The sequence below is a fragment of the Leisingera sp. genome, from assembly GCF_982940295.1.
In genome coordinates this window covers 1-26160 of the sequence record NZ_CEYXRG010000019.1, presented here as the reverse complement: position 1 = coordinate 26160, position 26160 = coordinate 1, and the positions used below count along the sequence as shown (strand labels likewise).

Annotated in this window: 21 protein-coding genes; 8 read left to right on the top strand and 13 right to left on the bottom strand. The window is 62.4% G+C overall.

The genetic code is table 11. The annotated features are described in order from the left end of the window. Nucleotides 1-38 precede the first annotated feature (38 nt). Both AC4HIX_RS16185 and AC4HIX_RS16180 read left to right on the top strand, forming a co-directional pair. A complete protein-coding gene (locus tag AC4HIX_RS16185; RefSeq protein ID WP_490399741.1) occupies nt 39-845 on the top strand; it encodes a taurine ABC transporter ATP-binding protein in 807 nt (268 codons plus the stop codon). Beyond that, a complete protein-coding gene (locus AC4HIX_RS16180; RefSeq protein ID WP_490399740.1) occupies nt 842-2107 on the top strand; it encodes an ABC transporter permease in 1266 nt (421 codons plus the stop codon). The genes AC4HIX_RS16185 and AC4HIX_RS16180 overlap by 4 nt, the downstream gene beginning before the upstream one ends. A 147-nt stretch (nt 2108-2254) precedes the next feature. Here the strand turns inward: AC4HIX_RS16180 and AC4HIX_RS16175 are convergent, their stop codons facing one another. After that, complete coding sequence (locus tag AC4HIX_RS16175; protein WP_490399739.1) at nt 2255-4690, bottom strand: GcvT family protein; 2436 nt, start codon at nt 4688-4690, stop codon at nt 2255-2257. A gap of 235 nt (nt 4691-4925) precedes the next feature. Further along, entirely contained in the window at nt 4926-5900 is a 975-nt protein-coding gene (locus AC4HIX_RS16170) for a LysR family transcriptional regulator (protein WP_490399738.1), read from the bottom strand. A 439-nt stretch (nt 5901-6339) separates the two neighbouring features. Between AC4HIX_RS16170 and AC4HIX_RS16165 the strand changes: the two genes are divergently transcribed. The 4 genes from AC4HIX_RS16165 to AC4HIX_RS16150 all read left to right on the top strand — a co-directional run bounded on the left by AC4HIX_RS16165 (nt 6340) and on the right by AC4HIX_RS16150 (nt 10947). Next, the gene (locus AC4HIX_RS16165) at nt 6340-7464 is read left to right on the top strand and encodes an extracellular solute-binding protein (protein ID WP_490399737.1); all 1125 of its coding nucleotides are present in this window, start codon (nt 6340-6342) and stop codon (nt 7462-7464) included. Nucleotides 7465-7618: 154 nt separating this feature from the next. Continuing rightward, nucleotides 7619-8731, top strand: coding sequence for an ABC transporter ATP-binding protein (locus AC4HIX_RS16160; protein WP_475047140.1), 1113 nt, complete (start codon nt 7619-7621; stop codon nt 8729-8731). A gap of 15 nt (nt 8732-8746) precedes the next feature. Continuing rightward, a complete protein-coding gene (locus AC4HIX_RS16155) occupies nt 8747-9667 on the top strand; it encodes an ABC transporter permease (RefSeq protein ID WP_490399736.1) in 921 nt (306 codons plus the stop codon). Then, entirely contained in the window at nt 9664-10947 is a 1284-nt protein-coding gene (locus tag AC4HIX_RS16150; protein ID WP_490399735.1) for an ABC transporter permease, read from the top strand. Before AC4HIX_RS16155 ends, AC4HIX_RS16150 begins: the two co-directional genes overlap by 4 nt. A gap of 65 nt (nt 10948-11012) precedes the next feature. Here AC4HIX_RS16150 and AC4HIX_RS16145 read toward each other — a convergent pair whose 3' ends face one another. The 7 genes from AC4HIX_RS16145 to lpdA all read right to left on the bottom strand — a co-directional run bounded on the left by AC4HIX_RS16145 (nt 11013) and on the right by lpdA (nt 20387). Then, a complete protein-coding gene (locus AC4HIX_RS16145) occupies nt 11013-12017 on the bottom strand; it encodes a helix-turn-helix domain-containing protein (RefSeq protein ID WP_490399734.1) in 1005 nt (334 codons plus the stop codon). Between the two features lie 97 nt (nt 12018-12114). Then, the gene (gene gcvP, locus AC4HIX_RS16140) at nt 12115-14973 is read right to left on the bottom strand and encodes an aminomethyl-transferring glycine dehydrogenase (protein WP_490399733.1); all 2859 of its coding nucleotides are present in this window, start codon (nt 14971-14973) and stop codon (nt 12115-12117) included. Between the two features lie 118 nt (nt 14974-15091). Then, nucleotides 15092-15457, bottom strand: coding sequence for a glycine cleavage system protein GcvH (gene gcvH, locus AC4HIX_RS16135; protein ID WP_490399732.1), 366 nt, complete (start codon nt 15455-15457; stop codon nt 15092-15094). A 21-nt stretch (nt 15458-15478) separates the two neighbouring features. Then, nucleotides 15479-16576, bottom strand: coding sequence for a glycine cleavage system aminomethyltransferase GcvT (gene gcvT, locus AC4HIX_RS16130; RefSeq protein WP_490399731.1), 1098 nt, complete (start codon nt 16574-16576; stop codon nt 15479-15481). Between the two features lie 69 nt (nt 16577-16645). Beyond that, nucleotides 16646-18016 carry an alanine/glycine:cation symporter family protein gene (locus tag AC4HIX_RS16125; protein WP_490399730.1) on the bottom strand — a complete coding sequence of 457 codons (1371 nt, stop codon included), beginning with the start codon at nt 18014-18016 and terminating at the stop codon, nt 16646-16648. A gap of 25 nt (nt 18017-18041) precedes the next feature. Next, a complete protein-coding gene (lipA, locus tag AC4HIX_RS16120; protein WP_490399729.1) occupies nt 18042-18986 on the bottom strand; it encodes a lipoyl synthase in 945 nt (314 codons plus the stop codon). A gap of 18 nt (nt 18987-19004) precedes the next feature. Further along, complete coding sequence (lpdA, locus tag AC4HIX_RS16115; RefSeq protein WP_490399728.1) at nt 19005-20387, bottom strand: dihydrolipoyl dehydrogenase; 1383 nt, start codon at nt 20385-20387, stop codon at nt 19005-19007. 173 nt (nt 20388-20560) lie between these two features. On the opposite strand from lpdA, the gene AC4HIX_RS16110 reads away from it, so the two are divergent. Together AC4HIX_RS16110 and AC4HIX_RS16105 are read left to right on the top strand one after the other, a co-directional pair. Beyond that, nucleotides 20561-21175: a helix-turn-helix domain-containing protein gene (locus tag AC4HIX_RS16110; RefSeq protein ID WP_490399727.1), complete on the top strand. Its 615-nt coding sequence runs from the start codon at nt 20561-20563 to the stop codon at nt 21173-21175. 101 nt (nt 21176-21276) lie between these two features. After that, a complete protein-coding gene (locus tag AC4HIX_RS16105) occupies nt 21277-21945 on the top strand; it encodes a GntR family transcriptional regulator (RefSeq protein WP_490399726.1) in 669 nt (222 codons plus the stop codon). 101 nt (nt 21946-22046) lie between these two features. Here the strand turns inward: AC4HIX_RS16105 and AC4HIX_RS16100 are convergent, their stop codons facing one another. The 4 genes from AC4HIX_RS16100 to AC4HIX_RS16085 form a co-directional block, all read right to left on the bottom strand. Then, nucleotides 22047-23138, bottom strand: coding sequence for a sensor histidine kinase (locus tag AC4HIX_RS16100; protein WP_475047117.1), 1092 nt, complete (start codon nt 23136-23138; stop codon nt 22047-22049). Next, nucleotides 23110-23604, bottom strand: coding sequence for a response regulator (locus AC4HIX_RS16095; protein WP_475047115.1), 495 nt, complete (start codon nt 23602-23604; stop codon nt 23110-23112). The genes AC4HIX_RS16100 and AC4HIX_RS16095 overlap by 29 nt, the downstream gene beginning before the upstream one ends. 237 nt (nt 23605-23841) lie before the next feature. Further along, on the bottom strand, nt 23842-24573 hold the full coding sequence (locus tag AC4HIX_RS16090) for a response regulator (protein WP_475047114.1): 732 nt from the start codon (nt 24571-24573) through the stop codon (nt 23842-23844). Nucleotides 24574-25281: 708 nt separating this feature from the next. Beyond that, nucleotides 25282-26160, bottom strand: an 879-nt coding sequence (locus AC4HIX_RS16085) for a methyl-accepting chemotaxis protein (protein WP_490399725.1), incomplete at its 5' end; no start/stop codon positions are given.

Below are 26160 nucleotides of genomic sequence, written 5' to 3'. Positions count from 1 at the left end.
TGGCGAATGCCGCAAGGCCCTAACAGGAAGGGGAGAAGATGTCGGGACTGGACATCAAGAGTGTCTCCATGCGTTTTGACCTGCCCAATGGCAGCTCGGTCCAGGCGCTGAAGGACGTTTCATTGAATTTGCAGGCGGGAGAGCTGTTGTCGGTGCTAGGGCCGTCGGGCTGCGGCAAGACCACGCTGCTGAACATTCTGGCAGGTTTCCTGGCCCCTACCGAAGGGACGGTAGAGTTGAACGGCCACGTGGTGACCGGCCCGGATGCGGAACGCGGTATGGTGTTCCAGAAGGGCGCGCTGTTTGAGTGGATGAACGTGCGCGACAACGTGGAATTCGGCCCCCGCATGAAGGGCATGGGCAAGGCGGAGCGGGAGAAGATCTCCGACCATCTGCTCGAAATCGTCGGTCTGCAGGACTTCAAGGAAAAGGCGGTTTATGAGCTGTCGGGCGGTATGCAGCAGCGTGTGGCGCTGGCCCGTTGCCTTGCGAATGAGCCGGACGTGATCCTGATGGACGAGCCGCTGGGCGCGCTGGACGCGCTGACGCGGGAGAAGATGCAAGGCCTGGTGCTGAAGCTGTGGAAGGAGACCGGCAAGACCATCATTCTGATCACGCACTCGGTGGAGGAAGCGCTGCTGCTGGGTGAGCGGCTGATCGTGATGGCGCCGCGGCCGGGCCGTATCCACCGCGAATACCAGCTGCCCTTTGCCGAGCGCGGGGTGAATGCCGATCTGCGCGACGTCAAGAAATCCGAAGGCTTTGCCGAGACCCGGGATGAGATCCTCTCGATGATCTGGGAAATGGAAGAGGAAATCATGGGCCGGACGGAGCAGGTGGCATGACAGTCCTGATTTTCTATATCGCGCTGTTTGCAGGCGCCTTTTTTCTGGTGCATCTGATCCGCCGCGGAATGCAGTCGCGCCATGATTTCACCAGCCTGAAGACCGTGACTTTCGGCGACGAAAGCGCCGTGAGCCCGGACCGGGCGGCGTCAATCATTTCGGTGCTGGTGATCTTTGTGATCTGGGCGGCGTTCACTGGCTCCAAGCTGTTTCCCCTCCATGTGCCGGGGCCGTTCAGCGGTGAAACAAGTTTTACGTACACGCTGGAAAACGCCGAAGGCAGCACCGACGATGCGGAGGTCGCGGTGCGCGTGGCCGGATTCGGCGAGGAAAGCCCCAAGTTCGAGGTGGACCCGGGCAACGGTTTCGCCAAGAACGATGCAATGGCGGCGCAGGCCGGGCGGTCCACCACCCTGATCTTCGACCGCAATGACGAGGCCAAACGCAAAGAAGGCGCCAAGGTTGTGGCCATCAACGGTGAACCGATCGGTCCAGGCACGGCTGTGGATACCGGCGATGGCACAGTGACGCTGACCGGCAAGGGTGCCATCAGTTTTACCCCCAGTGCTGGAATGCAGATGAACCCGATCTGGCTGCCGGCCCCGGAAACTGTGGTGGCGCGGTTCTTTGAAATTGCTTCCGAAGGCTATCAGAACTTCTCGCTGTGGCAGCATCTGGGCTGGTCACTGGCGCGGGTGATTGCCGGGTTCGTGACCGGTGCGCTTGTCGGTATTCCGCTGGGCTATGCGATGGGCCTGTCTGGCTGGTTCCGCGGCTGGTTCGACCCGATCGTGGAGTTCATGCGCCCCGTGCCGCCGCTGGCGCTGATCCCGCTGGTGATCATCTGGTTCGGTATTTGGGAGACTGGCAAGATCGTCCTGCTTTTCCTGGCCGCACTCTGGATCATGACCATTGCGGCGCGGGCCGGGGTGTCGGGAGTAAACATCTCCAAGATCCACGCGGCCTACTCGCTGGGCGCCTCCAAGTGGCAGATCATGCGCCATGTGATCGTGCCGAACTCGCTGCCGGAAATCTTCACCGGCGCGCGGGTGGCAATGGGGGTCTGCTGGGGCACGGTTGTGGCAGCCGAACTGGTGGCCGCACAGAAGGGCGCGGGTATGATGATCATCGCGGCGTCCAAGTTCCAGCTGACCGATATCGTGATCATGGGTATCGTGCTGATCGGCATCATCGGCTATGGCATCGACATCCTGATGCGCAAGGCTGAGAACTGGCTGGTGCCGTGGAAAGGCCGCAGCTGATCCGAGCGCTGTCAGGCAAAGAAAGCGCCCGGGGAATTTCCCGGGCGTTTTGGTTTTCAGGTGTCTGAAAGTGAAGGAAGTAACTGCGGGGAGCGCCCTCTCGTCGGGAGGGGCGGGCGCTGCCCGGCCTGTTGGCCGGGCGAAGAGTTATCCTCGGATCCGGGCAAATTCCGGGTCATAGGGAGAAGGGGCGATGACTGTTGCACCGACCAGATCGCCGCAGAGGTCGAGCTGCATGGTGCTGCCTTCCGCGGCCAGTGGTGGCTCGACAAAGGCATAGGCCAGGTTCATCCCGACCCGGTGGCCCCAGTCACCCGAGGTCACGGTGCCCACGACTCTATCTCCCTGCATCAGCGAGGCTCCGCTGTGGGCAGGGGCATGGGTGGCGTTGACTTGCAGTGTGACCAGCTTCCCGCGCGGACCCTCGGCATGGCGCTTCCGCAGCGCTTTCTTGCCAATGAAATCACCCTTCTCCAGCTTCACAAACCGCTCCAGCCCGGTCTCGAACGGATCAAACTCGGTAATCAGGTCGGCTTTCCAATGCAGGAAGCCTTTTTCCATCCGCATGGACTCGACCGCGCGGGCACCGAAGAGCCTCAGGCCATGTTTTCCCCCCGCCTTCCGCAGCGCCAGATAGGCAGCATAAAGCGAAGCGTTGGGGACATGGATCTCATACGCCAGCTCGCCGGAGAAGCTGACGCCCATCACCGTGGCAGGCGTAAAGCCTATGAAGCATTCGCGCACCGACAGCCAGGGGAAGACATCGGACGACCAGTCGCCCCGGGCGCAGGCGGAGAGCACGTCCCGCGAGCGAGGCCCGGCCAGAACCAGAATGGTCTGCTCATTGGTGAGAGAGCGGATCTGCACGTCTTCTTCTGGCCGGATGTGCTGGCTGAGCCAATCCATGTCGTGGAACTCGCTGGCGGCGGCGGAACCGTACCAGATCCGCTCGGGCCCACGGTCCGAGACCGGGAGGTTGGCCACCGTGGCCTCGCCCTTGATCATGCCGTGATGGTTCAGCAGATACCCCAGCCCCACGCGGCCCGCGCGTTTGGTGACGCTGCCGCAAAACATGCGGTCGAGGAAGCTGTGCCGGTCCGTGCCGGTGATCTCGATCCGGTTGAATCCGTTGACCTCACAAAGGCCGACGTTGTCTTGAACGTTCTTCACTTCCGTGGCGACAGTGCCGAAGGCCTCGTCGAAGTTGAAGGTAAGCGAGGGGTGGAAACCTGCCGAGGGTTTGATGTAGTCCACCCGCTCCCAGCCATTCACCACGGTGAACTCGGCGCCCTCGGTGGCTAGCACCGGTGTCAGCGGCGTTGTCTTGGCCGGACGGCCCGCCGGGCGGTGTTCGTGCGGGAAATGGAAGCGGAATTCATTCTGGTAGTCTTCAATGGCTTTCAGTGCGGTCAGTTCCGCGTTGGCGTGGGTGGTGAAGCGGCGCGGGTCGAGGCACCAAGTGTCATAGCAGGCCTCACCATGCACAATCATCTGCGCCAAGAGCCAGCCGTGGCCGCCGCCTTCGCCTAGCCCTGCGCGCAAGCCGATGGCGCAGAAGGCGTTGCGCTTGCCCGGGATCGGACCAATCAGCGGCGCGCCGTCAATGGTATAGGTAATGGGGCCGTTGACGATGGAGCGGATGCCGGTCGCGCGCAGCGCGGGCATCCTTTCGAACGCGCCCTCCAGTACGTCCATCACCCGTTCCAGGTCGTCGGGGCAAAGGGCGTTCACAAAGTTCGGGTCGATCCCGTCCATGCCCCAGGTTTTGCAATCCTGCTCGTAGAAGCCGATCAGCAGACCGTTCTTTTCCTGGCGGCAATAGTAGTCCGAGATCGGGCAGCGGATAAGCGGCATCCTGTGGCCTGCCTCGATGATGCCGGGAATGTCCTCGGTCAGAAAATACTGGTGTTCCATCGAGGCGACCGGGTGGTGCACACCCATCATCGCCCCCACCTCGTTCACCCGGTAGCCGCAGGCATTCACGACGATGTCGCAGTCGATGTCGCCATGTTCCGTGTGCACGGTCCAGGTGTCGTCCTTGTGCTGGCTTAGGGCCATGACAGGCGTGTTACGGTAAACCTCGGCACCGGCTTTACGGGCGTGATAGGCCAAGGCCTGGCACAGCTGGGCCGGGTCGATATCGCCGTCCAGCGGGTCCCAAAGGCCGCCGATCAGGTTGTCCGTGGAAATCAGCGGGTGGCGGCGGGCACATTCTTCCGCGTCGATCACCTCGAAATGCACGTCCATTCCGCGCGCCATTGAGGCAAAGTGCCGGTAGCCCTGCATCTGCGCCTCGGAATTTGCGAGCCTGATGCCGCCGTCGCCGTGGTGGTAGTTGATCGGGTATTCCGGATTTTCGGCCAGTCCCTTGTACAGCTTGATCGAGTGGGTTTTGAGACCGACCATCGTCTGGTTCATGCCGAAGTTCGTCACCTGTGCCGCGGAATGCCAGGTCGTGCCGCTTGTCAGTTCGTTGCGTTCGACCAGGACGACGTCGCTCCAGCCTTCCTGAGTAAGATGGTAGAGGGTGGAACAGCCGGCGATGCCGCCGCCGATCACCACAACCTTGGTGCGCGATTTCATGACACTGAGCCTCCAGACAGATCTGAGGCGACTAAGCGCTCAAGGGCCAGCTGCGGCAATGCGGCTGGCCGCGTTTTTCAAAAATTCGAAAATTTACTTTAATAGTTTGGGAGACACAGCCTTTCAGTTTCCAGACGGTGTCCAATGCAAGAGGCCGTGAAAAGCGGGCAAAGGCCGCAAACGTGGCTTCGGCAAAGTACAGTCCAAATCCTCTGGACCGGGATGCGTCCTAAGCTCAGGAAATCAGCTTAAAGCGATCTGACAGCCAGGGGGCGGTTTGGTGCAGCGGTTTTATTGCGTGCTCCGTGATCAGCATGCGCGTCCGGTTGTCGACCAGATCCAGTATCGAGCGGGAGCAATCCGGTGTCGAGACGATGGCAAGTGTGCGGGAGAAGCTCTTGCCGGGGAACGCAACCATCTTGAGCTTGGATTGGAACCGCTTCGCGCGGGAGAACAGCAACGGTGTGGTGATGGTCCAGCCAGCACCCGCGGCGACCATGGCCATCAGCGTCTGATTGCTAGCGCACTCAAAGCGGTGCGGCAACGGCAGCCCCATGCGGCGCAGCTGGGTCTCGATCTGCCGGGCGATGATCTGGTTGCTGGTGAACCGCAGGAAGGGCAATCCGCTTTTCCCCTCGATTACCCTCTCCAGCCCGTACTCGTTGCCCTTAGGCACCACCAAGACAAAGGGATCCCGCAACAGCGGCGTATCTTTCAGGTCGCGGTGGCGCTCGGCTGGAGTGGAGATGATGCCCAGATCCAGCTGCCGGTCGCGCAGCATGGCATGTATCGCGTGGCTGGAGGCGGTGTGATAGGAAAATTCGCAACGCGGCATGGTACCAGACAGGAACACGGCAAGCTCCGGCACAATATCGTTCTCAAAATCCTCTATGGTGCCCAGCCGCAGGTAGCTGGCATCGGATATGGTGCCGGCCGAGGCCTCCGCCTTGGCCTTACGGATCGCGTGCAGCGCATTGTCGATATTTCGAAGAAACACCTGGCCCTTGGGTGTCAGCACCATGGGGCGGCGGCTGTGGTCGAACAGCTCCACCCCTAAATGTTCTTCCAGATTGCGCAGGTGATGAGAGATGGTGCTGACCGATAGTCCCGTCTCATCAGACACCTCCTGCAGCGACCCTTTGCGGGCGGTGATCTGAAACAGTTCCAGCGCCTTGAGGCTCAGGTCCTTGCGGGCGGTTTGGCTCGGCATGGGGCTCCTTCCCGTTTAGCGGCTGCCTCATGAGGTTTCGCAGAAACTGGGAACAATGGAAGTAAAAGCTGGGCGCTGCAATTGTTTTACTCCACGGGCATCCCTTGGGGGCCGTCGGGTGGCAGCCGTGCAGCTGTGGCGTTGGCCATCTGACCGGTTTCTGGGTTCCGCTGCCTTCCGATTTGAAGAGGGAACTCCGTTGACGGGTCGCCCCGGCAAGCGCAGACTGCCGGGAGGACGGTGGACTTGAGGCCTTTGAATATGCCGCAAAATGCTGCTCATTGTTCCGAAACTGGCACCATGAAAGGTAATTTGACTGTCAATCTGGCCTTATCAGTTTTTTAAACTGTCACTGTTGGAGACTTGCTAGCCTTCGCAAGGTTTCACCGTTCATAAAAAAAAGAAAAATGAACATCAGTCCAAAGGGAGAAATTTTCAAATGACTGTAAAGGCGAATGTTTCACGCCGTGCGCTGCTGAAGGGTGCAGGCGCTGCGGCTTTGGCGGCGCCGCTTTATTCGAAAAGCGCGCTGGCGTCGTCGGGAGAAATCAACATCCTGATGTGGTCGGACTACCTGCCGCCGGAGTTCATCTCCGGCTTTGAGGCTAAGACCGGTATCAAGGTGAATTACACCGGCATCGGCTCCAATGAGGAAATCATCAACAAGATGAAGGCCACCAAGGGCCAGGGCTTCGATATCGTGTCGCCCACCAACAACCGCTCGCTGCAGTGGGGTCCGCTGGAGCTGTTGAAACCCTTTGACATGAGCAAGGTGAACATTAACGCGGTGAACCCGGCGATGGCCAAGATCGGCACCGATGCCTGGAACTTCGGCGGCGAAGGCGTGCACTGGCTGCCGCATATCTGGGGCACCGAGGGCATCGCCTACCGCACCGACAAATGGCTGCCCGCGGGCGATGCGCCGTCTTACGGCGATGTCTGGAGCGAGGAAAACGCCGGCAAGACCATGGGCCGGGCGCATTCGATGATGCTGGGCGCAGGGCTTTACATGGAAGCCTCGGGCGAGATGGAGCCAGGCTCGATCTGGGCGGCTTACGAGGACGAGGAAACCATGCGCAAGGTCTGGGGCCAGGTCACCGACTGGTGCGTGGCGCGCAAGGACCGGATCAAGCTGATCTGGAACGATGCCGACACCCAGAAGAACGGCCTGCTGAACGAGGGCGTGGTGGTCGGCCAGACCTGGGACGGCCCGCCGCTGGCGCTGAAATCCGCAGGCGAGCCGGTGCATTACCAGGCGCCGGTCGAAGGCGCGATGGCCTGGGTTGACGGCATGTCGATGCCGGTCGGCGCCCAGAACGAGGAGCAGGTCTATGCCTTCATCGACTATGCCTACCAGCAGGAGCCCGCAGGCAAGGCGATCGACAGCCACGGCTACAACTCGCCGGTGCTGGGCGCCGACAGCCACTCCGGCGACGTCTACAAGAAGAACTTCGCCGAGGCCTATCCGGGCGACAGCCTGGCCAACCTGAACCCCTGGCCGGCCGAAGCGCCCTGGTACGCCGACGTGCGCACCGAGTTCGTCAACAAGTTCAAGAGCGCCTAAGCGCTGCGCTTGAGAAAATCTGGCCTCCGGGGCACATCCGGGGGCCGTCCGCGCATCTAGCGGCGCATTCACAAAAGAACAGATACGGGAAGCAGGTCTTGCGGGGCCGGTGGCATGCCGCCGGATGGCTGCCTGTACCCTGGGGAGAAGCCAAATGAGTGCTGGGGTCGGCGTTGATCTCGAAAACCTGTGGATCCGCTTTGGCGACTTCGTCGCCGTGCGGGATGCCAATGTGAACATCAATGGGGGGGATTTCTTTTCCTTCCTGGGGCCGTCGGGCTGCGGCAAGACGACGATCCTGCGGGCGGTCTCCGGGTTCCTGGAGCCAAGCGATGGGCGCGTGCTGATCGGCGGCAATAACATGAAAGGGATCGGGCCGAACAAACGCCCGACAGCGCTGATCTTCCAGAATCTGGCGCTGTTTCCGCTGATGAAGGTTTGGGAGAACATCACCTTCTCGATGGAAATCAAGGGCGCCTCTGCCCGCGAGCGCCGCAAACGTGCGGATGAGCTGCTGGACATGATCGCGCTGCCCGGCCAGGGCGACAAGCTGCCATCGGAACTGTCGGGCGGCCAGCGCCAGCGGGTGGCGATCGCGCGCGCCCTCTGTGCAGAACCCGATGTGCTGCTGTTGGACGAGCCGTTGTCGGCCTTGGACCTGAAGCTGCGCCAGCACATGCGCACCGAGCTGCGGGAGATCCAGCAGCGGGTCGGCATTACCTTCATCTATATCACCCACGACCAGGGCGAGGCGCTGACCATGTCCGACAATATCGCAGTGATGAAGGCGGGCGTCATTGACCAGATTGCCGATGGCAAGACCATCTACAACGACCCCTCAACCGCATTCGCCGCATCTTTCGTGGGTGAAAACAACGTCTTCCGCGGCAAGATCAAGCGCGTCATGGGCAATGAGGCGCTGATCGCCACCAACCGCTCGGGCGACCTGGTGGCGCGGATCTCCACTGCGAACCAAGGCAAGATGAAAGAGGGCGATGAGGCGATGATGTTCATCCGCCCCGAGGCCTTTGCGCTGGCGCCGCAGGGCGCCGCGGGCGACCACTTCGTAACGGCCCGCGTCAACCACGAGGAGTTCGAGGGCAATGTCTTCAACATCTTCATGGAGGGCGAGGGCGGCAAGGAGCTGAAAGTCTCGATCCCCAACCTCGGCCAGTCGTTCGAGGACCACACCGGCCAGAACATCACCCTGGAATACGAGACGAACAATGCCGTCATCGTGCCCGCGGGTGAGCTGGCGGCGGAATAAGGGAGGCCTCTAGCCATGCCAAGCTTCCTAAGGGAGTTCTTCAAACGCAACGGCACCGGCATGGGCAGCCTGATGCTGGGTCTGGTCCTGTTCTGGACCATTGGCCTGATCATCCTGCCGCAGCTGTCGATGCTCGACTTTTCCTTCCGTCCCAACCTGCCGCCGCCGGAAATCGGCGGGCCCAAGGACGTCTACACGCTGGAGAATTACAAATACCTGGTCTACGGGCCGGAAGGCGGCAGCCAGGACTATAACGCGGTCGACCTCAAGGTGTTCTTCCGCACCCTGGTGGCGGCCGTCTGCGTCACCGTCTTTAACCTGATCCTGTGCTACCCGATCGCCTATTACCTGGCTCAGACCAAGGGCGACCACATCCGCATCTTCGCGCTGATGCTGATCATCCCCTACTGGATCAACGAGATCCTGCGGGCCTTTGCGCTGCGCATCATCTTCGGCGAGACCGGGGTTTTGAACAACGCCTTGGTGGGCTTGGGGATCTTCGACACACCCTTCGACTTCATTCGCAATGACATCGCGCTTTATGCGGGTCTGGGGTACGCCTACATCCTGTTGATGATCTTCCCGATCTACAATGTGATCGAAAGCCTGGACCGCAACCAGATCGAGGCGGCGCGCGACATGGGCGCCAGCTGGGCCAAGATCCACCAGCGGGTGGTGATCCCTTATGCCAAGCCGGGCATCTCCTCGGGCTGCACCATGGTGTTCATGCTGTCGGCGGGCGCGCTGGCCGCACCCCAGATCCTGGGCGGGCCGTCATCCTTGTGGTTCACCCAGCTGATCTATCAGCAGTTCAATGACAACTCAGACTGGCCGCAGGGCGCGGCCTATGCAGTGGTGCTGCTGGTCACCTGTATCCTCTTGGTGCTGGCGGTGATGCGCTTGTTCAAGGTCAACATGGGGGATATCGGCAAATGAAGAGCTTCTCCTTTATGCGCCTGAGCCTCTGGGTCTATCTGGCCATCTTCTTTGCCTATCTCTTGGGCCCGCTGGTGATCATGTCGGCGACCGCCTTCAACTCGCCCTCCTTCCCGCGGATGACCCCCTGGGAATGCCTGACGTTCGAGTGGTTTTCGGCCCTGTTCCGGGACGAACGGATCCTGAACGGCATCTGGAACTCGATCCTGGTGGGGGCGGGCACGGTGGTCTTGTCGGTGGCCATGGGTCTGGCGGGGGCGCTGATGCTGACCCAGATCTGGCCCAAGCTGCGCGCCACCTACTACACCATCATCATCGCGCCGATCCTCATTCCCGGCGTCGTGCTGGGGATCTCGACCCTGGTGTTTTGGGACCGGATCAACCGGATGCTGGGGCTTGGCGCCGACAGCTGGCTCTCGAACGGTCTGTTTCTGACCATCATCGGCCAGTCCACCTTCATCGCCAGCTACTGCATGCTGGTTCTGGTGGCCCGTCTGCAGCGCTATGACGTGGCGCTCACGGAGGCGGCGCTGGACCTCGGCGCCAGCCATGCCCAGGCCTTCCGCAAGGTGCTCTTGCCGTTCATGCGGCCCGCCATTGCCTCGGCGGCGGTGCTGGCGTTTCTCGCAAGCTTCGAGAACTACAACACCACCACCTTCACCTTCGGCGAATACCCGACGCTGACCATCGAGCTGGCCCAGAAGGTCCGCTACGGCATCACCCCCGCGATCTCGGCGCTGGCCTTCATCATCGTGGTGCTGACGGTGATTGCGGCGCTCGCCAACGAGGCCTCGATCCGCCGCAAGGAGCTGGTCGCGGCGGCGCGCAAAAAGGCCACGGTGGAAGAGCTGGAAAGCGGCAGGCTGCGGCTGCCCGGTTTCTTGAGCTCCAATGCCGCGGCGGTGGCGCTGGTGGTGGTCGCCTGCGCCACGGTGGCGGTGGTGGGCACGGCATCGGTCTACAGCCCGGCCCAATGCATCGCCGATGTGCAGGAGCAGAAGCGCCTGGAGACTGAAGAGCGCATCCAGGAGCTGCGCCGCCAGCGCGAGTTGCGCCGCCAGGAGCAGCTGGAACAGCAGGGCGAAGCGCCTGCGCCAACTGCGCCCTCGACCGGCGGCAGCTCCGGCTTCGGTGGCGTCTTTGCACCGGGCAACCTGTCGGGCAGCAGCGAAGACGGCGCAGAGACGGAGCAGGAACCGCAGGGCAATTCCTCCGGCTTCGGCAACGTCTTCGATCCAAACGCCCTGTCCGGCGGCGGCGAGGACAACTCAGGCAACTGACCTGGCAAGGAAACTAGAAAAGGCGGCCTAAGGGCCGCCTTCTTCTTTACCGGTACCAGCTGGTCTCAGGCAGCTGAGCCAGCCGGGTGGCGGTCTGCGTAATATTGTTTTCGGAAGGCCTGCGGGCTGGTCTTGTACTCGCGCTTGAACCATTCGGTCAGGCTGCTGCGCGAGCCAAAACCGGTGGCGGCGACGATCTCGGCCAGCGGCAAGGTGGTATGCAGCAACAGCTGGCGCGCCTTCTCAATCCGCAGCTTGCGGTAGGCGGCCAGCGGGCTGGTGCGGGCCTTCTGCTGGAAGCGGCGCTCCAGCTTGCGCGGTGAGACCCCGGCCTGTTGGGCGATGTCGCGGATCAAAAGCGGCTCTTCCAGGTTCTGCTGCATCAGGTCGAGGATCTTGACGATCAGCGCATCGCCCCCGGCGGTCTGGCGCAGCTGCAGGGAGACCTTGGACTGCTCCGACACAGGGCCAAAGGCGAGGCCCAGGTAGTCGCAGACCGCATCGGCAATAAAGGGGCCGCGGTCATCGCGCAGAAAGCCTGCCAGCACGCGCAAGGCGGCAAAGCTGCTGACGGCGGTGCTGATCCGGCCCGAGGTGGCGGTCAGGGTGCCAGCCGGGGCGCAGGTCAGCTGTTCCTCCGCTGCGGCGGCGGCAAAGTTTGCGTGCACGGCACTTTCAACCGCTGCATTGATCCCGGTATTGGGCAGCAGGAAAATGGCGCTGCCGGCAAACAGGCAGCGCTGCGCCTGGCGGCAGATCCGCTGCAGGCTGGCCTTTTCACCGGAATTCAAGGGCCAGCGGCTGGCAATGCCGCCGAGGAAAATCACCGTCTGCGGCTTCCATCCGGCGGGAACCGCGCGCATCTGCGAACTGAGGTTGCGCACGGCGGTGCGGTAGCCGCTGTCGGGGAACAGGTCGTTGGCGGCGCGGAACACTTCGCAGATCATCTGAGCCGCGGCGGGGGGCTCCGACTGCGGCAGAATGATTTCGACGTCGTGGAGGCGGGCCTGTGCCGCGCTGTCAGCGGATCGCCGGGACGCTGGCACGGTCAGCGGTTCGAGACGGGACATCATTCTCTCCTCTGAGCGGGTCATGCGGGGATGCAGCGCCATGGGGGCTGCAGGGGTGCCCCGCCGGGCAGGCCGGCGGGGCGGGAGGCCTGAGGGATCAGGCTTCGCTTTCTTCGTAGTCCGACATCGGCGGGCAGGTGCAGACCAGGTGACGGTCGCCATAGGCGTTGTCGACCCGGTTCACCACCGGCCAGTACTTGTCGACGCCGAGGTTGCCCGGCGGGAAGCAGGCCTGTTCGCGGCTGTAGGGGCGGTCCCATTCGCCCACCAGGTCGCGCACCGTGTGCGGCGCGTGCTTGAGCGGGTTGTTCTCGGGATCGATCTTGCCGTCGATGATGTCCTGCGCCTCCGAACGGATCGACAGCATGGCGTCGCAGAAGCGGTCCAGCTCATCCTTGGGTTCGGATTCGGTCGGCTCCACCATCAGCGTGCCCGCCACCGGCCAGGACATGGTCGGGGCGTGGAAGCCCGAGTCGACCAGACGCTTGGCGATGTCGTCCACGGTGACGTTGCCTTCCTCCGCCAGCGGACGGGTGTCGAGGATGCACTCATGCGCAACCCGGCCCGTTTCCGAGGTGTAGAGGATCTTGTAGGCCTCTTTCAGGCGCGCCGCGATGTAGTTGGCGTTCAGGATCGCCACGCGGGTCGCCTGGGTCAGGCCCTCGCCGCCCATCAGCAGGCAGTAGGCCCAGCTGACCGGCAGGATCGAAGGCGAGCCGAACGGAGCAGCCGAGACCGGACCCACGGCGGTGCCGTATTCCGGGTGGCCCGGCAGGTGCTCTGCCAGATGCGCCTTGACGCCGATCGGACCCATGCCGGGGCCGCCGCCGCCGTGCGGAATGCAGAAGGTCTTGTGCAGGTTCAGGTGGCTGACGTCGCCGCCGATGTCACCCGGACGCGACAGGCCCACCATGGCGTTCATGTTGGCGCCGTCGATGTACACCTGGCCGCCGTGCTCATGGGTGATGTCGCACACTTCCTGCACGGTAGTCTCGAACACGCCGTGGGTGGACGGATAGGTGATCATGCAGCCTGCAAGGTGGTCAGAGTGCTTCTCTGCCTTCTCGCGGAAGTCGGCCAGGTCGATGTTGCCTTTGTCGTCCGCTTTGATCGGAACCACTTTCCAGCCCACCATCTGCGCCGATGCCGGGTTGGTGCCGTGCGCGGAGGTCGGGATCAAGCAGACGTTGCGGTGACCTTCGCCGCGGGCGGTGTGGTAGTTGCGGATCGTCAGAAGGCCCGCGTATTCGCCCTGCGCGCCGGAGTTCGGCTGCTGGGAAATCGCGTCATAGCCGGTGATCTGGCACAGCTTGTCGTTCAGATCGGCGATCATCTGGTGGTAGCCCTGCGCCTGATCTTCCGGGCAGAAGGGGTGCAGGTTGCCGAATTCCGGCCAGGTGACCGGGATCATCTCGATGGTCGCGTTCAGCTTCATGGTGCAGGACCCCAGCGGGATCATCGCACGGTCCAGCGCCAGGTCGCGGTCGGCCAGCCGGCGCATGTAGCGGGTGATCTCTGCCTCGGCCCGGTTCTTGTGGAAGATCGGGTGGGTCAGATATTCGCTTTCACGCAGCGCGTAGTCGGGCAGGCGGTAGGCGCGGTTCTTGACGCTGTCGTCCTTCTTTTCGATTCCGAAGGCACCCCAAACAGCTTCGATGGTCTCAGCGCGGGTCTGTTCGTCCAGCGAGATGCCGATACGGTCTTCGCCCACCTTGCGCAGGTTGACGCCGCGGGCAACAGCCGCTTCCATCACTGTTTTCTGCAGCGGGCCGACCTCGACGGTGATGGTGTCGAAGAACACTTCCGGCTCCACCTTGAAGCCGTGCTCCTCCAGACCCGCGGCCAGGCGCGAGGTCTTGCGGTGCACCGACTGGGCGATCGCCTTGATGCCGTCGGGGCCGTGGTAGACCGCATACATCGACGCGATAACGGCCAGCAGCGCCTGCGCGGTGCAGACGTTGGAGTTGGCTTTCTCGCGGCGGATGTGCTGTTCGCGGGTCTGCAGCGCCAGGCGGTAGGCCTTGTTGCCGCGGGCATCAACCGACACGCCGATGATGCGGCCGGGCATGGCGCGCTTCAGCTTGTCGGTGGTTGCCATATAGGCTGCGTGCGGGCCGCCATAGCCCATCGGAACGCCAAAGCGCTGGGTGGAGCCGATGGCAATGTCCGCGCCCATTTCGCCGGGCGACTTCAGCAGCGCCAGCGCCAGGATGTCGGCGGCCACAACGGCGATGCCCTTGTGCTCGTGGATGGCTTCGATTTCCTTGGTGAAATCGCGCACATGCCCGTAGGTGCCGGGATACTGGAAGATTGCGCCAAAGACTGCGCCCGGGTCCAGTTCGTCCGGATCGGCAACCACAACGTCGATGCCCAAGGGCTCGGCGCGGGTCTGAATCACGGCGACGGTCTGCGGGTGGCAGTTCTTGTCGACGAAGAAGGCTGCGTTGTTCGCCTTGGAGCGCGAGCCGCGGTGCGCCATTGCCATGGCTTCGGCAGCGGCGGTTGCTTCGTCCAGGAGTGACGCGTTTGCGATGTCCAGGCCGGTCAGGTCGCTGACCATGGTCTGGAAGTTCAGGAGCGCCTCAAGACGGCCCTGGGAGATTTCCGGCTGATAGGGGGTATAGGCGGTGTACCAGGCCGGGTTTTCCAGGATGTTGCGCAGGATCGGCGCCGGCGTGGTGGTGCCATAGTAGCCCTGGCCGATCAGCGAGGTCAGCACCTTGTTCTTGCTTGCCACCTGCTTCATGTGGAAAAGCGCATCGCGCTCGGTCATCGCCGGGCCCCAGTCCAGCGCCTCTTTCTGGCGGATGGCTGGCGGCACGGTGGCGTCGATCAGCTCGTCTAGGGTTTTGAAGCCGATCACCTGCAGCATGTCGGCCATTTCGCGCGGCGAGGGGCCGATGTGGCGCCGGTTGGCGAAGTCGTAGGCTTCGTAATCGGTAAGTTTGAAGGCCATTTAAAGCGCTCCTGTATGAAGGTCACGCCCGGCCGGGACTGCGGGAGCCTCCGGCGGGGATATTTTTAGCCAGATGAAGAGCGGATCCGGGCGGGTTGCGGCGGATCCGCCAGGGCATTCAGCCGATCAGGGCCTTGTAGCCGTCCAGATCCATCAGATCGTCCAGCTGGGAGGCGTCGGAGATCTTGATCTTGTAAATCCAGGCATCGCCTTCCGGGCTTTCGTTCAGGGCGCCGGGATTGTCGGCCAGGGTTTCGTTCACCTCGACCACTTCGCCGTCCAGCGGCGCGTAGATTTCAGAGGCGGCCTTCACCGACTCGATGACGCCGATCTCGCCGCCCTTTTCGAATTCTTCACCGGCTTCGCGCTGCTCGACAAAGACAACTTCGCCCAGCTGGTCGGCGGCGTGCTGGGTAATGCCCAGGGTTGCCACGTCGCCTTCGACGGTGATCCATTCATGCTCTTCAGAGTAATAGGTGGCCATGTTGACTCTCCTGATGATGTCTTAGCGTTTGTAGTTCTGAGTGACGAAGGGCAGGGCAACGATTTCAGCCGGCTGCGCCTTGCCGCGGATAATGAGGTTCACCTTGGTGCCCGGCTGGGCATGGTCTGCCGCAACATATCCCATGGCGACCGGGCCGCCGACGGTGGGGCCGAAGCTGCCCGAGGTGATGGTGCCGAGAGTATCGCCGCCTTCGCTTTGGACTTCCACACCCTGGCGGGCGGGGGCACGGCCTTCGGGCTTGATGCCGACCAGTTTCTTCGACGGGCCCTCGGCCAGTTCCTTCTGGATGCGGGCGGCACCGGGGAAGCCGCCCTCTTCCTTGCGGCGCTTCTGGATCGCCCAGGAGAGCGACGCCTCAATCGGCGAGGTCGACTGGTCGATGTCGTTGCCATAGAGGCAGAGGCCGGCTTCGAGGCGCAGGGAGTCGCGGGCGCCGAGGCCTGCGGGCTCGCAGTCTTCATGGACCAGGAACAGTTTGGAAATGCGGATAGCATCGGCTTCCGGGATCGAGATTTCGTAGCCGTCTTCGCCGGTGTAGCCGAGGCGCGAGATGCGGCATTCGACGCCGTCGATGTCCGCCACGGTGGTTTCCATGAACTTCAGGTCACGGGCGGCGGGGCACAGATTGCCCACAACGTCCTCAGCCTTGGGGCCTTGCACGGCAACCAGCGCGCGGTCGAAGATCTCGGTCACTTCGACGCCGTCCAGATTGGCCTGCATATGCGGGATGTCCTGGTGGCGCAGCGCCGCATTCACCACGACAAAGTAGTGGTCGCCGGCGTTGGAGACGATCAGGTCGTCCATGATGCCGCCGTCTTCGTTGGTGAAGAAGCCGTAGCGCGCCTTGCCTTCCTTCAGGGTGGCATAGGCCTGCGGGCAGAGCGTTTCCAGCTTCTCGCCCACGTTCTCGCCGCGCAGGATCACTTGGCCCATGTGGGAGACGTCAAACAGCGCGGCCTTCTCGCGGCACTGCTTGTGCTCGCCCATGATGCCCATGGGGTACTGGACCGGCATTTCCCAGCCGGCGAAGTCGACCATCTTGCCGCCAAGCTCGACGTGCAGGTCATAAAGCGGGGTGCGTTTGGGTGCGTCGGTCATCCTGTGCAGCCTTTGAATTACTAGGGTTTCGGGGTGGAGGAGGGCACAGGGCGCGCCCTCCCGGAGAGCTTATTCCGCAGGGTGGCGGGCTTCTTCCGATTTGCCGCCGGTGGCAAAGAACTCTTTCGTCACCTTGAAGACGATCGGGCTCAGCAGGGCCAGTGCAATCAGGTTCGGGATGGCCATCATCGCGTTCAGCGTGTCAGCCAGCAGCCAGATAAAGCCCAGGTCAGCGGTGGCGCCAAAGTAGATCGCGACGATCCACAGGATGCGGTAGGGCAGCATTACCTTCACACCGAACAGGAACTCCATGCACTTCTCGCCATAATAGGACCAACCGAGGATCGTGGTGAAGGCAAAGATCGACAGTGCGATGGCGATCAGGTAGCCGCCGAAGCCGGGCAGCGAGGTCTCAAATGCCAGTGAGGTCAGCGCCGCACCGGATTCACCCGAGGTCCAGGCGCCGGAGGCGATGATCGCCAGGCCGGTGATCGAGCAGACGATGATGGTGTCGATGAAGGTGCCGAGCATTGCGATCAGGCCCTGGTTGACCGGACCTTTGGTCTCAGCCGCCGCGTGAGCGATCGGGGCGGAGCCGAGGCCTGCTTCGTTGGAGAACACGCCGCGGGCCACACCAAAGCGGATCGCCGCCCAGACCGCCGCACCGGCAAAGCCGCCTTCGGCTGCCGAGGGGGTGAAGGCATGGGTGAAGACCAAGCTGAAAGCGGTGCCGATGGCGTCCGCGTTGACAACCAGAACGATGAGGCCTGCGATGATGTAGCTGACCGCCATGAACGGAACCAGCTTGCCTGCCACCGCGCCGATGCGGGTGATGCCACCCAGGATCACGGCGCCGGTCAGCACCATCAGCACGATGCCGGTGATGGAGGTGTTGAAGCCGAAGTTGGTTTCCAGAACCTGCGCCACGCCGTTGGCCTGCACGCCGTTGCCGATCCCGAAGGCGGCGATGGAGCCGAACACGGCAAAGGCCACGCCCAGCCAGGCCCATTTCGCGCCGAGGCCGTTCTTGATGTAATACATCGGGCCGCCGACATAGTTGCCTTCTTCGTCACGCTCGCGGAATTTCACCGCGCAGACGGCTTCGGAATATTTGGTGGCCATGCCGACCAGCGCGGTCATCCACATCCAGAACAGCGCGCCGGGGCCGCCGAGGAACACGGCGGTGGCGACGCCTGCGATGTTGCCGGTGCCGATGGTCGCCGAAAGGGCGGTCATCAGCGCGTTGAAGGGGGTGATCTGGCCTTCGCCGGTGCCTTCACGGCCCTTGAACATCAGGCCAAAGCCCATGCCCAGTTTCCGGATCGGCATGAACTTCAGGCCGACCTGAAGGAAGAAGCCGACGCCGAGAATGAGGACCAGCATCATCGGCCCCCAAACCACGCCGTTTACGGCTCCTACAATTGAATTTAACGCTTCCATGGGTCTCCTCCCGCTTGCGTTAAGGTTAAATGCCCTTTGCCAAGGCCATCTGACGGGCCTTTTTCAGGGCGGCAAAATCTTCATCCGCGTGGAACGAAGAGCGGGTCAGCGGTGTCGCTGACACATGCAAAAATCCCTTGGAGCGCGCGATCTGTTCCAGCTGCGCGAACTCGTCTGGCGACCAGAAACGGTCGATCGGATGGTGTTTGGGGGTGGGCTGCAGGTACTGGCCCACGGTCAGGAAATCGACCTGAGCAGCGCGCAAGTCATCCATCACCTGGCGCACGTCCTCCAGCGTCTCGCCCAGGCCGACCATGATGCCGGACTTGGTGAACAGCTGCGGGTTGGCGCGCTTGGCATCATCCAGCAGCCGCAGCGAGGTGTAATAGCGCGCACCGGGGCGCACACGGGGATAGAGGCGCGGCACGGTTTCCAGGTTGTGGTTGAACACATCCGGCGCCGCCGCAAACACTGCCTGCGCCGCTTCGCCCTTGCCCAGGAAATCCGGGGTTAGAACCTCGATGGTGGTGCCGGGGTTCTGGTGGCGGGTGGCACGGATGGTCTGGGCGATATGCTCCGCCCCGCCGTCTGCCAGGTCGTCCCGGTCGACGGAGGTGATCACCACATGGCGCAGGCCCAGCTTCTTGACCGCCGCCGCAACCCGCCCCGGCTCAAACGCATCCAGCGTGTCCGGCTTGCCGGTGGTCACGTTGCAGAAGGAACAGCCGCGGGTGCAAACCTCGCCCATGATCATCATGGTGGCGTGGCGCTTGGACCAGCACTCGCCGATGTTGGGGCAGGCGGCCTCCTCGCAGACGGTGGCCAGATTGTGCTCCCGCATCAGCTTGCGGGTGTCGTAATACTCCGCGCTTTCGATCTTCTTTTTGCGGATCCATTTCGGTTTGCGCGGGATGGCGCTGGCGGCCTTGTGGGCCTTTTCCGGATGGCGGGGACGCAGCTGGATTGTCATCTGACAATTTCCTCCAGATCAGGTGTGAATTGCGCGGCCAAGCGCGTCGAGGCAGGCTTCCTTCACCGCCTCGCCCATCGCCGGGTGGGCGTGGCAGGTGCGGGCAACCTCTTCGACGGTGGCACCCTTGGTCATCGCCAGCACCAGTTCGGCAATCAAATCGCCGCCATGCGCACCGCAAATATGCGCGCCAAGGATCATGCCCTCGGGGCTGGCCAAGACCTTCACCGCACCGTCGGTCTCGCCGGTGGAGCGGGCGCGGGAGTTGGCTATGAAGGCAAACTTGCCGGTGATGTACTCGGTGCCGGCCTCTTTCAGCGCTTCCTCGGTCTGGCCGACGGAGGCAACTTCCGGGTCGGTGTAAACCACGCCCGGCACGGTGTTGTAATCCACATGGCCGTGCTCGCCCGCCATGATTTCCACACAGGCAACGCCGTCTTCTTCTGCCTTGTGGGCCAGCATCGGGCCGGGCACGCAATCGCCGATGGCATAGATCCCCGGGACGGAGGTGGAGAAGCGCTCGTCCACCTCGATGAAGCCTCGGGTGTTGATGGACACACCCAAGCTTTCCAGGCCCAGACCGCGGGTCACCGGGCGGCGGCCGATGGCGACCAGCACCTTGTCCGCCTCAATCTGCTCTTCCTTGTCCTTGCCCACGCGGTCCAGAGTCAGGGTCAGGCCGTTTTCACCCTTTTCGACGGTCTTCAGCGCCCGGGCCAGCTGAAATTTCAGTCCGCGCTTGCTCAGCGCCCGCTGGGACAGCTTGGCGATCTCGCCGTCAATGCCGGGCAGGATGCGGTCGAGGTATTCCACAATCGTCACCTTGGAGCCGAGGCGTGACCAGACCTGCCCGAGTTCCAGCCCGATCACGCCGGCGCCGATCACCACCAGATGCTCTGGCGCGGCATCGAGGGCCAGCGCACCGGTGCTGCTCAGCACGTCCACCTCGTCGATCTCCACGCCGGGGAGGGGGCTGGGTTCCGATCCGGTGGCAATCAGAATGTTTTTGGCGGAGTAGGTGTCCTCGCCGACCTGTACCTGGCCGGGCGCTGGAATGCTGGCCCAGCCTTCGATGTGGTCGACGCCGTTCTTCTTGAACAGGAAGGCGATGCCTTTGGTCAGGTCGCCGACAATCTTGTCCTTGCGCGCCATCAGCGCACCCAGGTCCAGGCTGGCGCCCTCGACGGCGATGCCATGTGCGGCCAGGTGCGACAGCTCGGCATATTTGCCGGAGGACGTCAGCAGCGCCTTGGAGGGGATGCAGCCGACGTTGAGACAGGTGCCGCCCAGCGAGCCGCGGCCTTCGACGCAGGCCACCTTCATGCCCAGCTGCGCCGCGCGGATTGCTGCGACATAACCGCCCGGCCCAGCCCCGATCACAATCAGATCATATGCGCTCATGTGGTTTCTCCTCCGAAAAGCGGTCCAGGACCGGCACGTATGCTGCCGTATACGACGTTTCGTCTCCTATAGGAAACTTTTTCCCTCTTGCAAACAAAAAGTGCAGTCACGGAAATTTTGACCCGCGAATACATCAAAGCTAAGCTGTTTTCGGATCAGGAGAATTCGCAGAAATGGAACCAATTCCCTTAGAAGAAACAGGACTGGGCCCCGAGGCCATGGAGGCTCCGGACGGGGAAGTCCTGGGGAAAATGATTCGCGACGCCCGTAAGGAGAAGGGGCTGACGCTGGAGGAGGCGGCCAAGGCTGCGGCCATCGGGCGCTCGACTTTGTCGAAGATCGAGAACAACCAGACCCGCCCCAGTTTCGAGATTATCCGCCGCCTGATGCAAACGTTGGAACTGGAAACCCCGCAGCTGTTCCTGCAGTCCGGGCAAAGCGGTGTTACCGGGCGGCGGGACTTCACCCGCACCGGCGAGGGCGAGCACAAGGAAACCACCACCTATGACCATGAGCTGCTGTGCAGCGAGCTGACCAGCAAACGCATGGTGCCCTACATCAGCACCATCAAAGCACGTGATGTCACTGAGTTCGACAATTGGGTGCGCCACCAGGGCGAGGAGTTCATGTTTGTGCTGAGCGGCGAGGTGATCCTTTATACTGAGCATTACCGGCCGCTGCGCATGGGACCCGGCGACTCGGTCTATTACGACAGCGGCATGGGCCATGGCTGCGTGTCGGTCAGCAAGGACGACGCCAAGGTGCTGTGGGTGTCGCTGGAAGTGTGACGGGGATGCCGCCCGCCGCGCTGCAGATTCGGGCGGCCGCCTAACCTGCTTTTCCGTGCAGGCCGCTTGGCATACACCTGCTGTATAGGAGGCGCGCTGCCATGAAACTGGACCCGGTTGATATCTCGAAAACGGCCTCGGCCTCGGCAGTTGTGTTCGAAGCGCTGCGCAAGGCCATTGTCGAGGGGCGGCTGGCGGAAGGTGAGCCGCTCCGTCAGGACGAGATCGCGCGCCATTTCAAGACCAGCAGGCTGCCCGTGCGTGAAGCGATCAACCGGCTGGAGGAGCACGGCCTGGTCCGGACCCAGCGGTTCAAAGGGGCCGTAGTCGCGGGCCTGTCGGCGGATGAGGCCGCCGAGATATTCGAATTCCGTGCGCTGCTGGAACCGGAGATCATCCGCGATGCAGTGCCGCGGATGTCGCAGGAGCTGCTGGCACAGGCGCGCGCCGATTTTGCCGCTTTCGATGCCTCAAAAAACCCGATGGAATGGGGGGTGCTGAACCGGGCGTTCCATGACGGATTGTACAGTGCCAGCAGGCTGGCCTTTTTCCGCGAAGCGGCCAATGGCGCGATGGACCGGATCGACCGCTATATCCGGGCGCAGCTGGTGATGAGCAACGGCATGGAGCGTGCCGGCCGCGAGCATCTTGCCATCCTGGAGGCCTGCGAGGCGGGTGATGCCCGGCTGGCCTCCGACCTGACCAGAGCGCATATCCTGGAAGCCAAAGCCTCATTACTGGCGCATTTCCCGGTACTGACGGGCGCCTGACAACCGCGGGGCACCGGGCCTGCTCTGCCCTGACGCGGGGGGGGAGGACGGACCGGGGCTGGTCTCCCTGCACGCCTGCTGCCGCAAGACGGGAAACATCGTCAGGCTGATTTTTGCGTCTGGCTGTTTTCAAGGCTGACGACAAACCGGATTGTCGTGCCGGAATCCGCATGCGGGTCGCACCAGATTGTCCCATTGTGGCGTTTGGCGATTTTGGCGCAGGTCGCCAGTCCAAGCCCGGTGCCAGGCTGCGTGCTGCCGCGCTGCAGCCGCTTGAAGGGCTCAAAAATCTTTTCCCTGTACTCCGGCGGAACCCCAATGCCGTTGTCCGCTACAGAGATCATCACGCCTGAGCCCGCGGGCTCGGCGGACACCGAAATCTCGGGTGTTCGCCCGCCACTATACTTGATCGCGTTGCCAATCAGGTTCTGCAGCAGCTGAACGATATCGGGAGGAAAGCAAAAGACGCTCAGGCCGCCGGACTGCCATTCGATACGGGCGCCGGACTCCGCAAGGTCCTGCGCCAAAACGGCACGCAAGCTGTCGAACAGGCTCTCGACAGTGACTTGCTCGGCGGTCCCAGTGCTGTGCGGGTTGATGTGGCTTGCCAGCCGTTCAATCAGTTCGGAGGTCTTGCGGACGGATTTCTTCATCAGCTCCAGCTGCCGGGTCACTTCATCGAATTCGCCATCCTGGTAATCCTCCTCAATCTGGTCGCTGAGAAATTTGATCGCCCTGAGCGGCGCCCGCATGTCATGCACCAGCACATCGGAAAACAAGCGCAGTTCATTTTGCTGTTCCTGGATCCGCCAGCGCATTTCAGCGACCTTCAGCCCGTTTGCAATCATCCGTTGCAGGGCTTCGGCGGTGATGGCGGATTTGGGAATATAGTCGCTGGCCCCGGCCAAAATGACGCTCTTGGCGATCTCTTCGTCGCCTTGGCCGGTGGTCATGAACAGAACCGCCCGCGGCCAGCTGCCGGTTAGCTGCGCGATAAGGTCTAGCCCGGTTCCGTCCGGCAGGAGATAGTCCAGAATGATCACGTCAACTGGCAGGCCAGCTTGAGATAAGGCGCTTTTCCCGCTGTCCGCCTCGGCCACCTTGGCGTCGGGGTGCAACTGCAGCAAAAGCCTGCGCACCAGTTTCCGGTCGCCTGCGTCATCATCAATGATCAGGATGCTGAGAGCCGTCATCGGATACCTTTCTGATGTGTATTTCGGGCAATTCAACGATGCGCCAATAGTGATCGAGCGTGGCCATGAGATCGACAAACATGTCGCCGGCATTGGACTTGAGAATGTAGCCGGCCACGTTGTTTGCGTAGGCTGCAGAGATATCCCTTTGGTCTTCCGATGTTGTCAGCACGATGAACAGGATCTTGCGCAGAACAGGATCAGCGCGGATTTCCTCCAACAGTTCTATGCCGCTTTTCCGGGGCATATTGATGTCGCTCAGCACGACGAAGCTGGGCGGCGGCACCTGACTCATCTCGCCCCGCAGAAAGGCCAAGGCCTCGACGCCATCGGTAAAACGCTGAATCGGATTGGCGATCCTTGCCCGGCTGAAAGCGCGGCGAAGGGCCTTGGCGTCGCCGTCATCATCCTCGACAAGAACGATGTTCAGGGCAGGGCGGCTGGCGGCTCGCGTGTCGGGTGTCATGCTGCTTTTTCCTTGTTCCGGAAAGGCCAGCGGCCGGGGCGGGCGGAACCGGGTTCCACTGGACCGGCGGACTGCAATGCAGCCACACCACAAGCAAGCTTTCGCGTTTTCCCGCGATGGCAGTCCTGTGGCGCAGCCTGCAGAGAAGGCCCTTGGCCATGGGGGCCGGAAGGCTTGGAGATTCGCGGGAAGGATTTGCTCCGGAGCTCCGGTCCCGCCGGCAAATTCGGCTGGCCGTTACTGCAGCAAATTGGGGGATACTTTGGCGGTAAACTCCCGGGTGTCGTCGATCACGCTGTCCAGGTCATCCATGAACACAACCAGATCCTTGCAACTGCGTTCCAGCATTGAGACATCTGACAAAATGGGGGGCGGCAGGCTGCCATCCTGACGCGCCTGCGACTTGATCACGCGCACCCCGGCGAGCGTTCTGCTCAAAAGCAGCCGGAGATCGGGGCCGCAGCCGACGATGAAACGCTGGAAAATCCGCCTCAGCTCCTTTTCTGAAGCGCGTGCGCTCGACAATTGCCCGTAAAGCGCCCGGCGCTCAAGCGCAGAGGCGATGGATTTCATCAGGGAATCCGTTGTCAGCTCATCCTTGACAATATAGTCCGCGCAGCCCCGGCGCATGGCCTCGACAGCGATATGATAGTTGGTTGCGCTTGTGAGCATTATCGGAACAGCCTGAACCTGATCTTCGTGAGACACCAGCAGTCTCAAAGCATCCAGCCCTGTTTCCATGCCCAGGTTATGATCGAGGAACACCAGATCAAACTGTTCGTCGTCCAGACGCTGGCGCATTTCTTCCAAGGTCGCGGCCTCGTGGAATTCGGCCGTCATCCCGGCCTTACGGCACAGCTTATTCAGACGCAGCCTGTCGATCTCATCGTCGTCGACGGAGAGGATGTTCAAATTGACCGGCTGCAGAACCGGCGGGGCACCCCTGTTGGAGAACTGAGTATTGCTCATTCTGTTACCTTTTAAACTACGCTGCACCGGGAGCGGCTGTCCCGGCGCTCACTTTAGGTGGATTTGCTGTCAGTCGATTTCACGCATGGGGTCATTATCTTGAGGTATTTGATTAAGGAAAACTAAGCGCTGGATACGGCAGCCGGGATTTTACGTTAAGGAAACGTTGGGCAAATACTATTTGCGGAACCCTTGCGCTTCATGGTGCCGGGCGGGCAGCCTGGAGCGCTTGGGCTGGCGCATATTCTGAATGGCCTTTGCCGGATCGCGCGCCCTGAAAGCGCTGAGCGGGCCGGGACCCATCAACTTTCCGTGGCAGAGAGGCTGGACGCAGCACAGTTTAGCTGCGAAGGCGCTGCGGCAGAGCCGTGGCTTCCGCGCGCTCCATTGTCATGGCTTAGTCCGGGGCGCCATTACGGAAAGGAAGCGGCGTGAAACCCTGCTGCTGAGACCAAGCGGAACCGGGGAAAGTAATCCGCGTCATGCGCCGTCAGAGACAGTGTTTTACGGCCCGGAAACGCAGTCTGGCGGCTCGAGCAGGGGGCGGATGATGCGCTGCGGTAATTGATCCGCGGCGAACATGCGGCCGCCCCTTGCCGCTTGGGTTTCCAGTCAGTCAGGATGCCGGAAAGCCGTCAGGTCGAGAACCGCCGCTTCAGCCTTGCCAGGAGGCGGCGGCCGGCTCCGCGCCTTGTGCCCTGGCTTGGCTCAGAAGTCCTGCCATTTGCCTGCCCCGCCGGTACCTGTTGCTGCAGGGCGAAGGGGCTCTTCGTTCCAGAGTTCATCCGCCACCTCATGCACAACCGCACCTGACTTGGGCACACCGTGCTGGTCTGGGCGGGATGCAGTCTGCCCTTCAATCGTGAAATGCGACACAAGCTCTGCCAGCTTGGCAGCATCCGTGTTCAGCATGTGGCCTGCCGCGGTGGCCTCCTCCACCATGGCAGCGTTCTGCTGTGTCACCTGGTCGAGCTGGGTCACGCCTGTGTTGATTTCGGCCAGCCCTGTGGACTGCTCTGCGGCGCCCTCGGCAATGCCGGAGACCAGCTGCGAGATATGGGTGACCCGTTCGACGATGCTTTGCAGCGCCTCGCCGGCCTTGCCGACCAGATCCACCCCGCGCTCCACCTGTTTGGAGCTGTCGCCGATCAGGGTCTTGATCTCCATTGCCGCATCCGAGGAACGCTGCGCCAGCGCCCGCACTTCGCTTGCGACCACGGCAAAGCCCTTGCCGGCCTCGCCTGCCCGTGCGGCTTCAACCCCGGCGTTCAGCGCCAGCAGGTTGGTCTGGAAGGCGATGTCGTCGATCACCGAGATGATCTGGCTGATGTGGTTCGAGCTCTGCTCAATCTCGGTCATGGCCGACACCGCGCTCTGCACCACCTCGCGGTTGTTCTCCGCTTCGGTGCGCGCCTCAGCCATGGTGGCCTCAACACTGCGGGCGCCTTCAGCCGCGGATTTCACCGATGCGGTCAGCTCATCCAGCGCCGCGGCGGTCTCCTCCAGCGTGGCAGCCTGGCTTTCGGTGCGGTGCGAGAGGTCGTCGGAGGCCTGGCTGATCTCGGCGGCACCGTTGCGGATACTGCC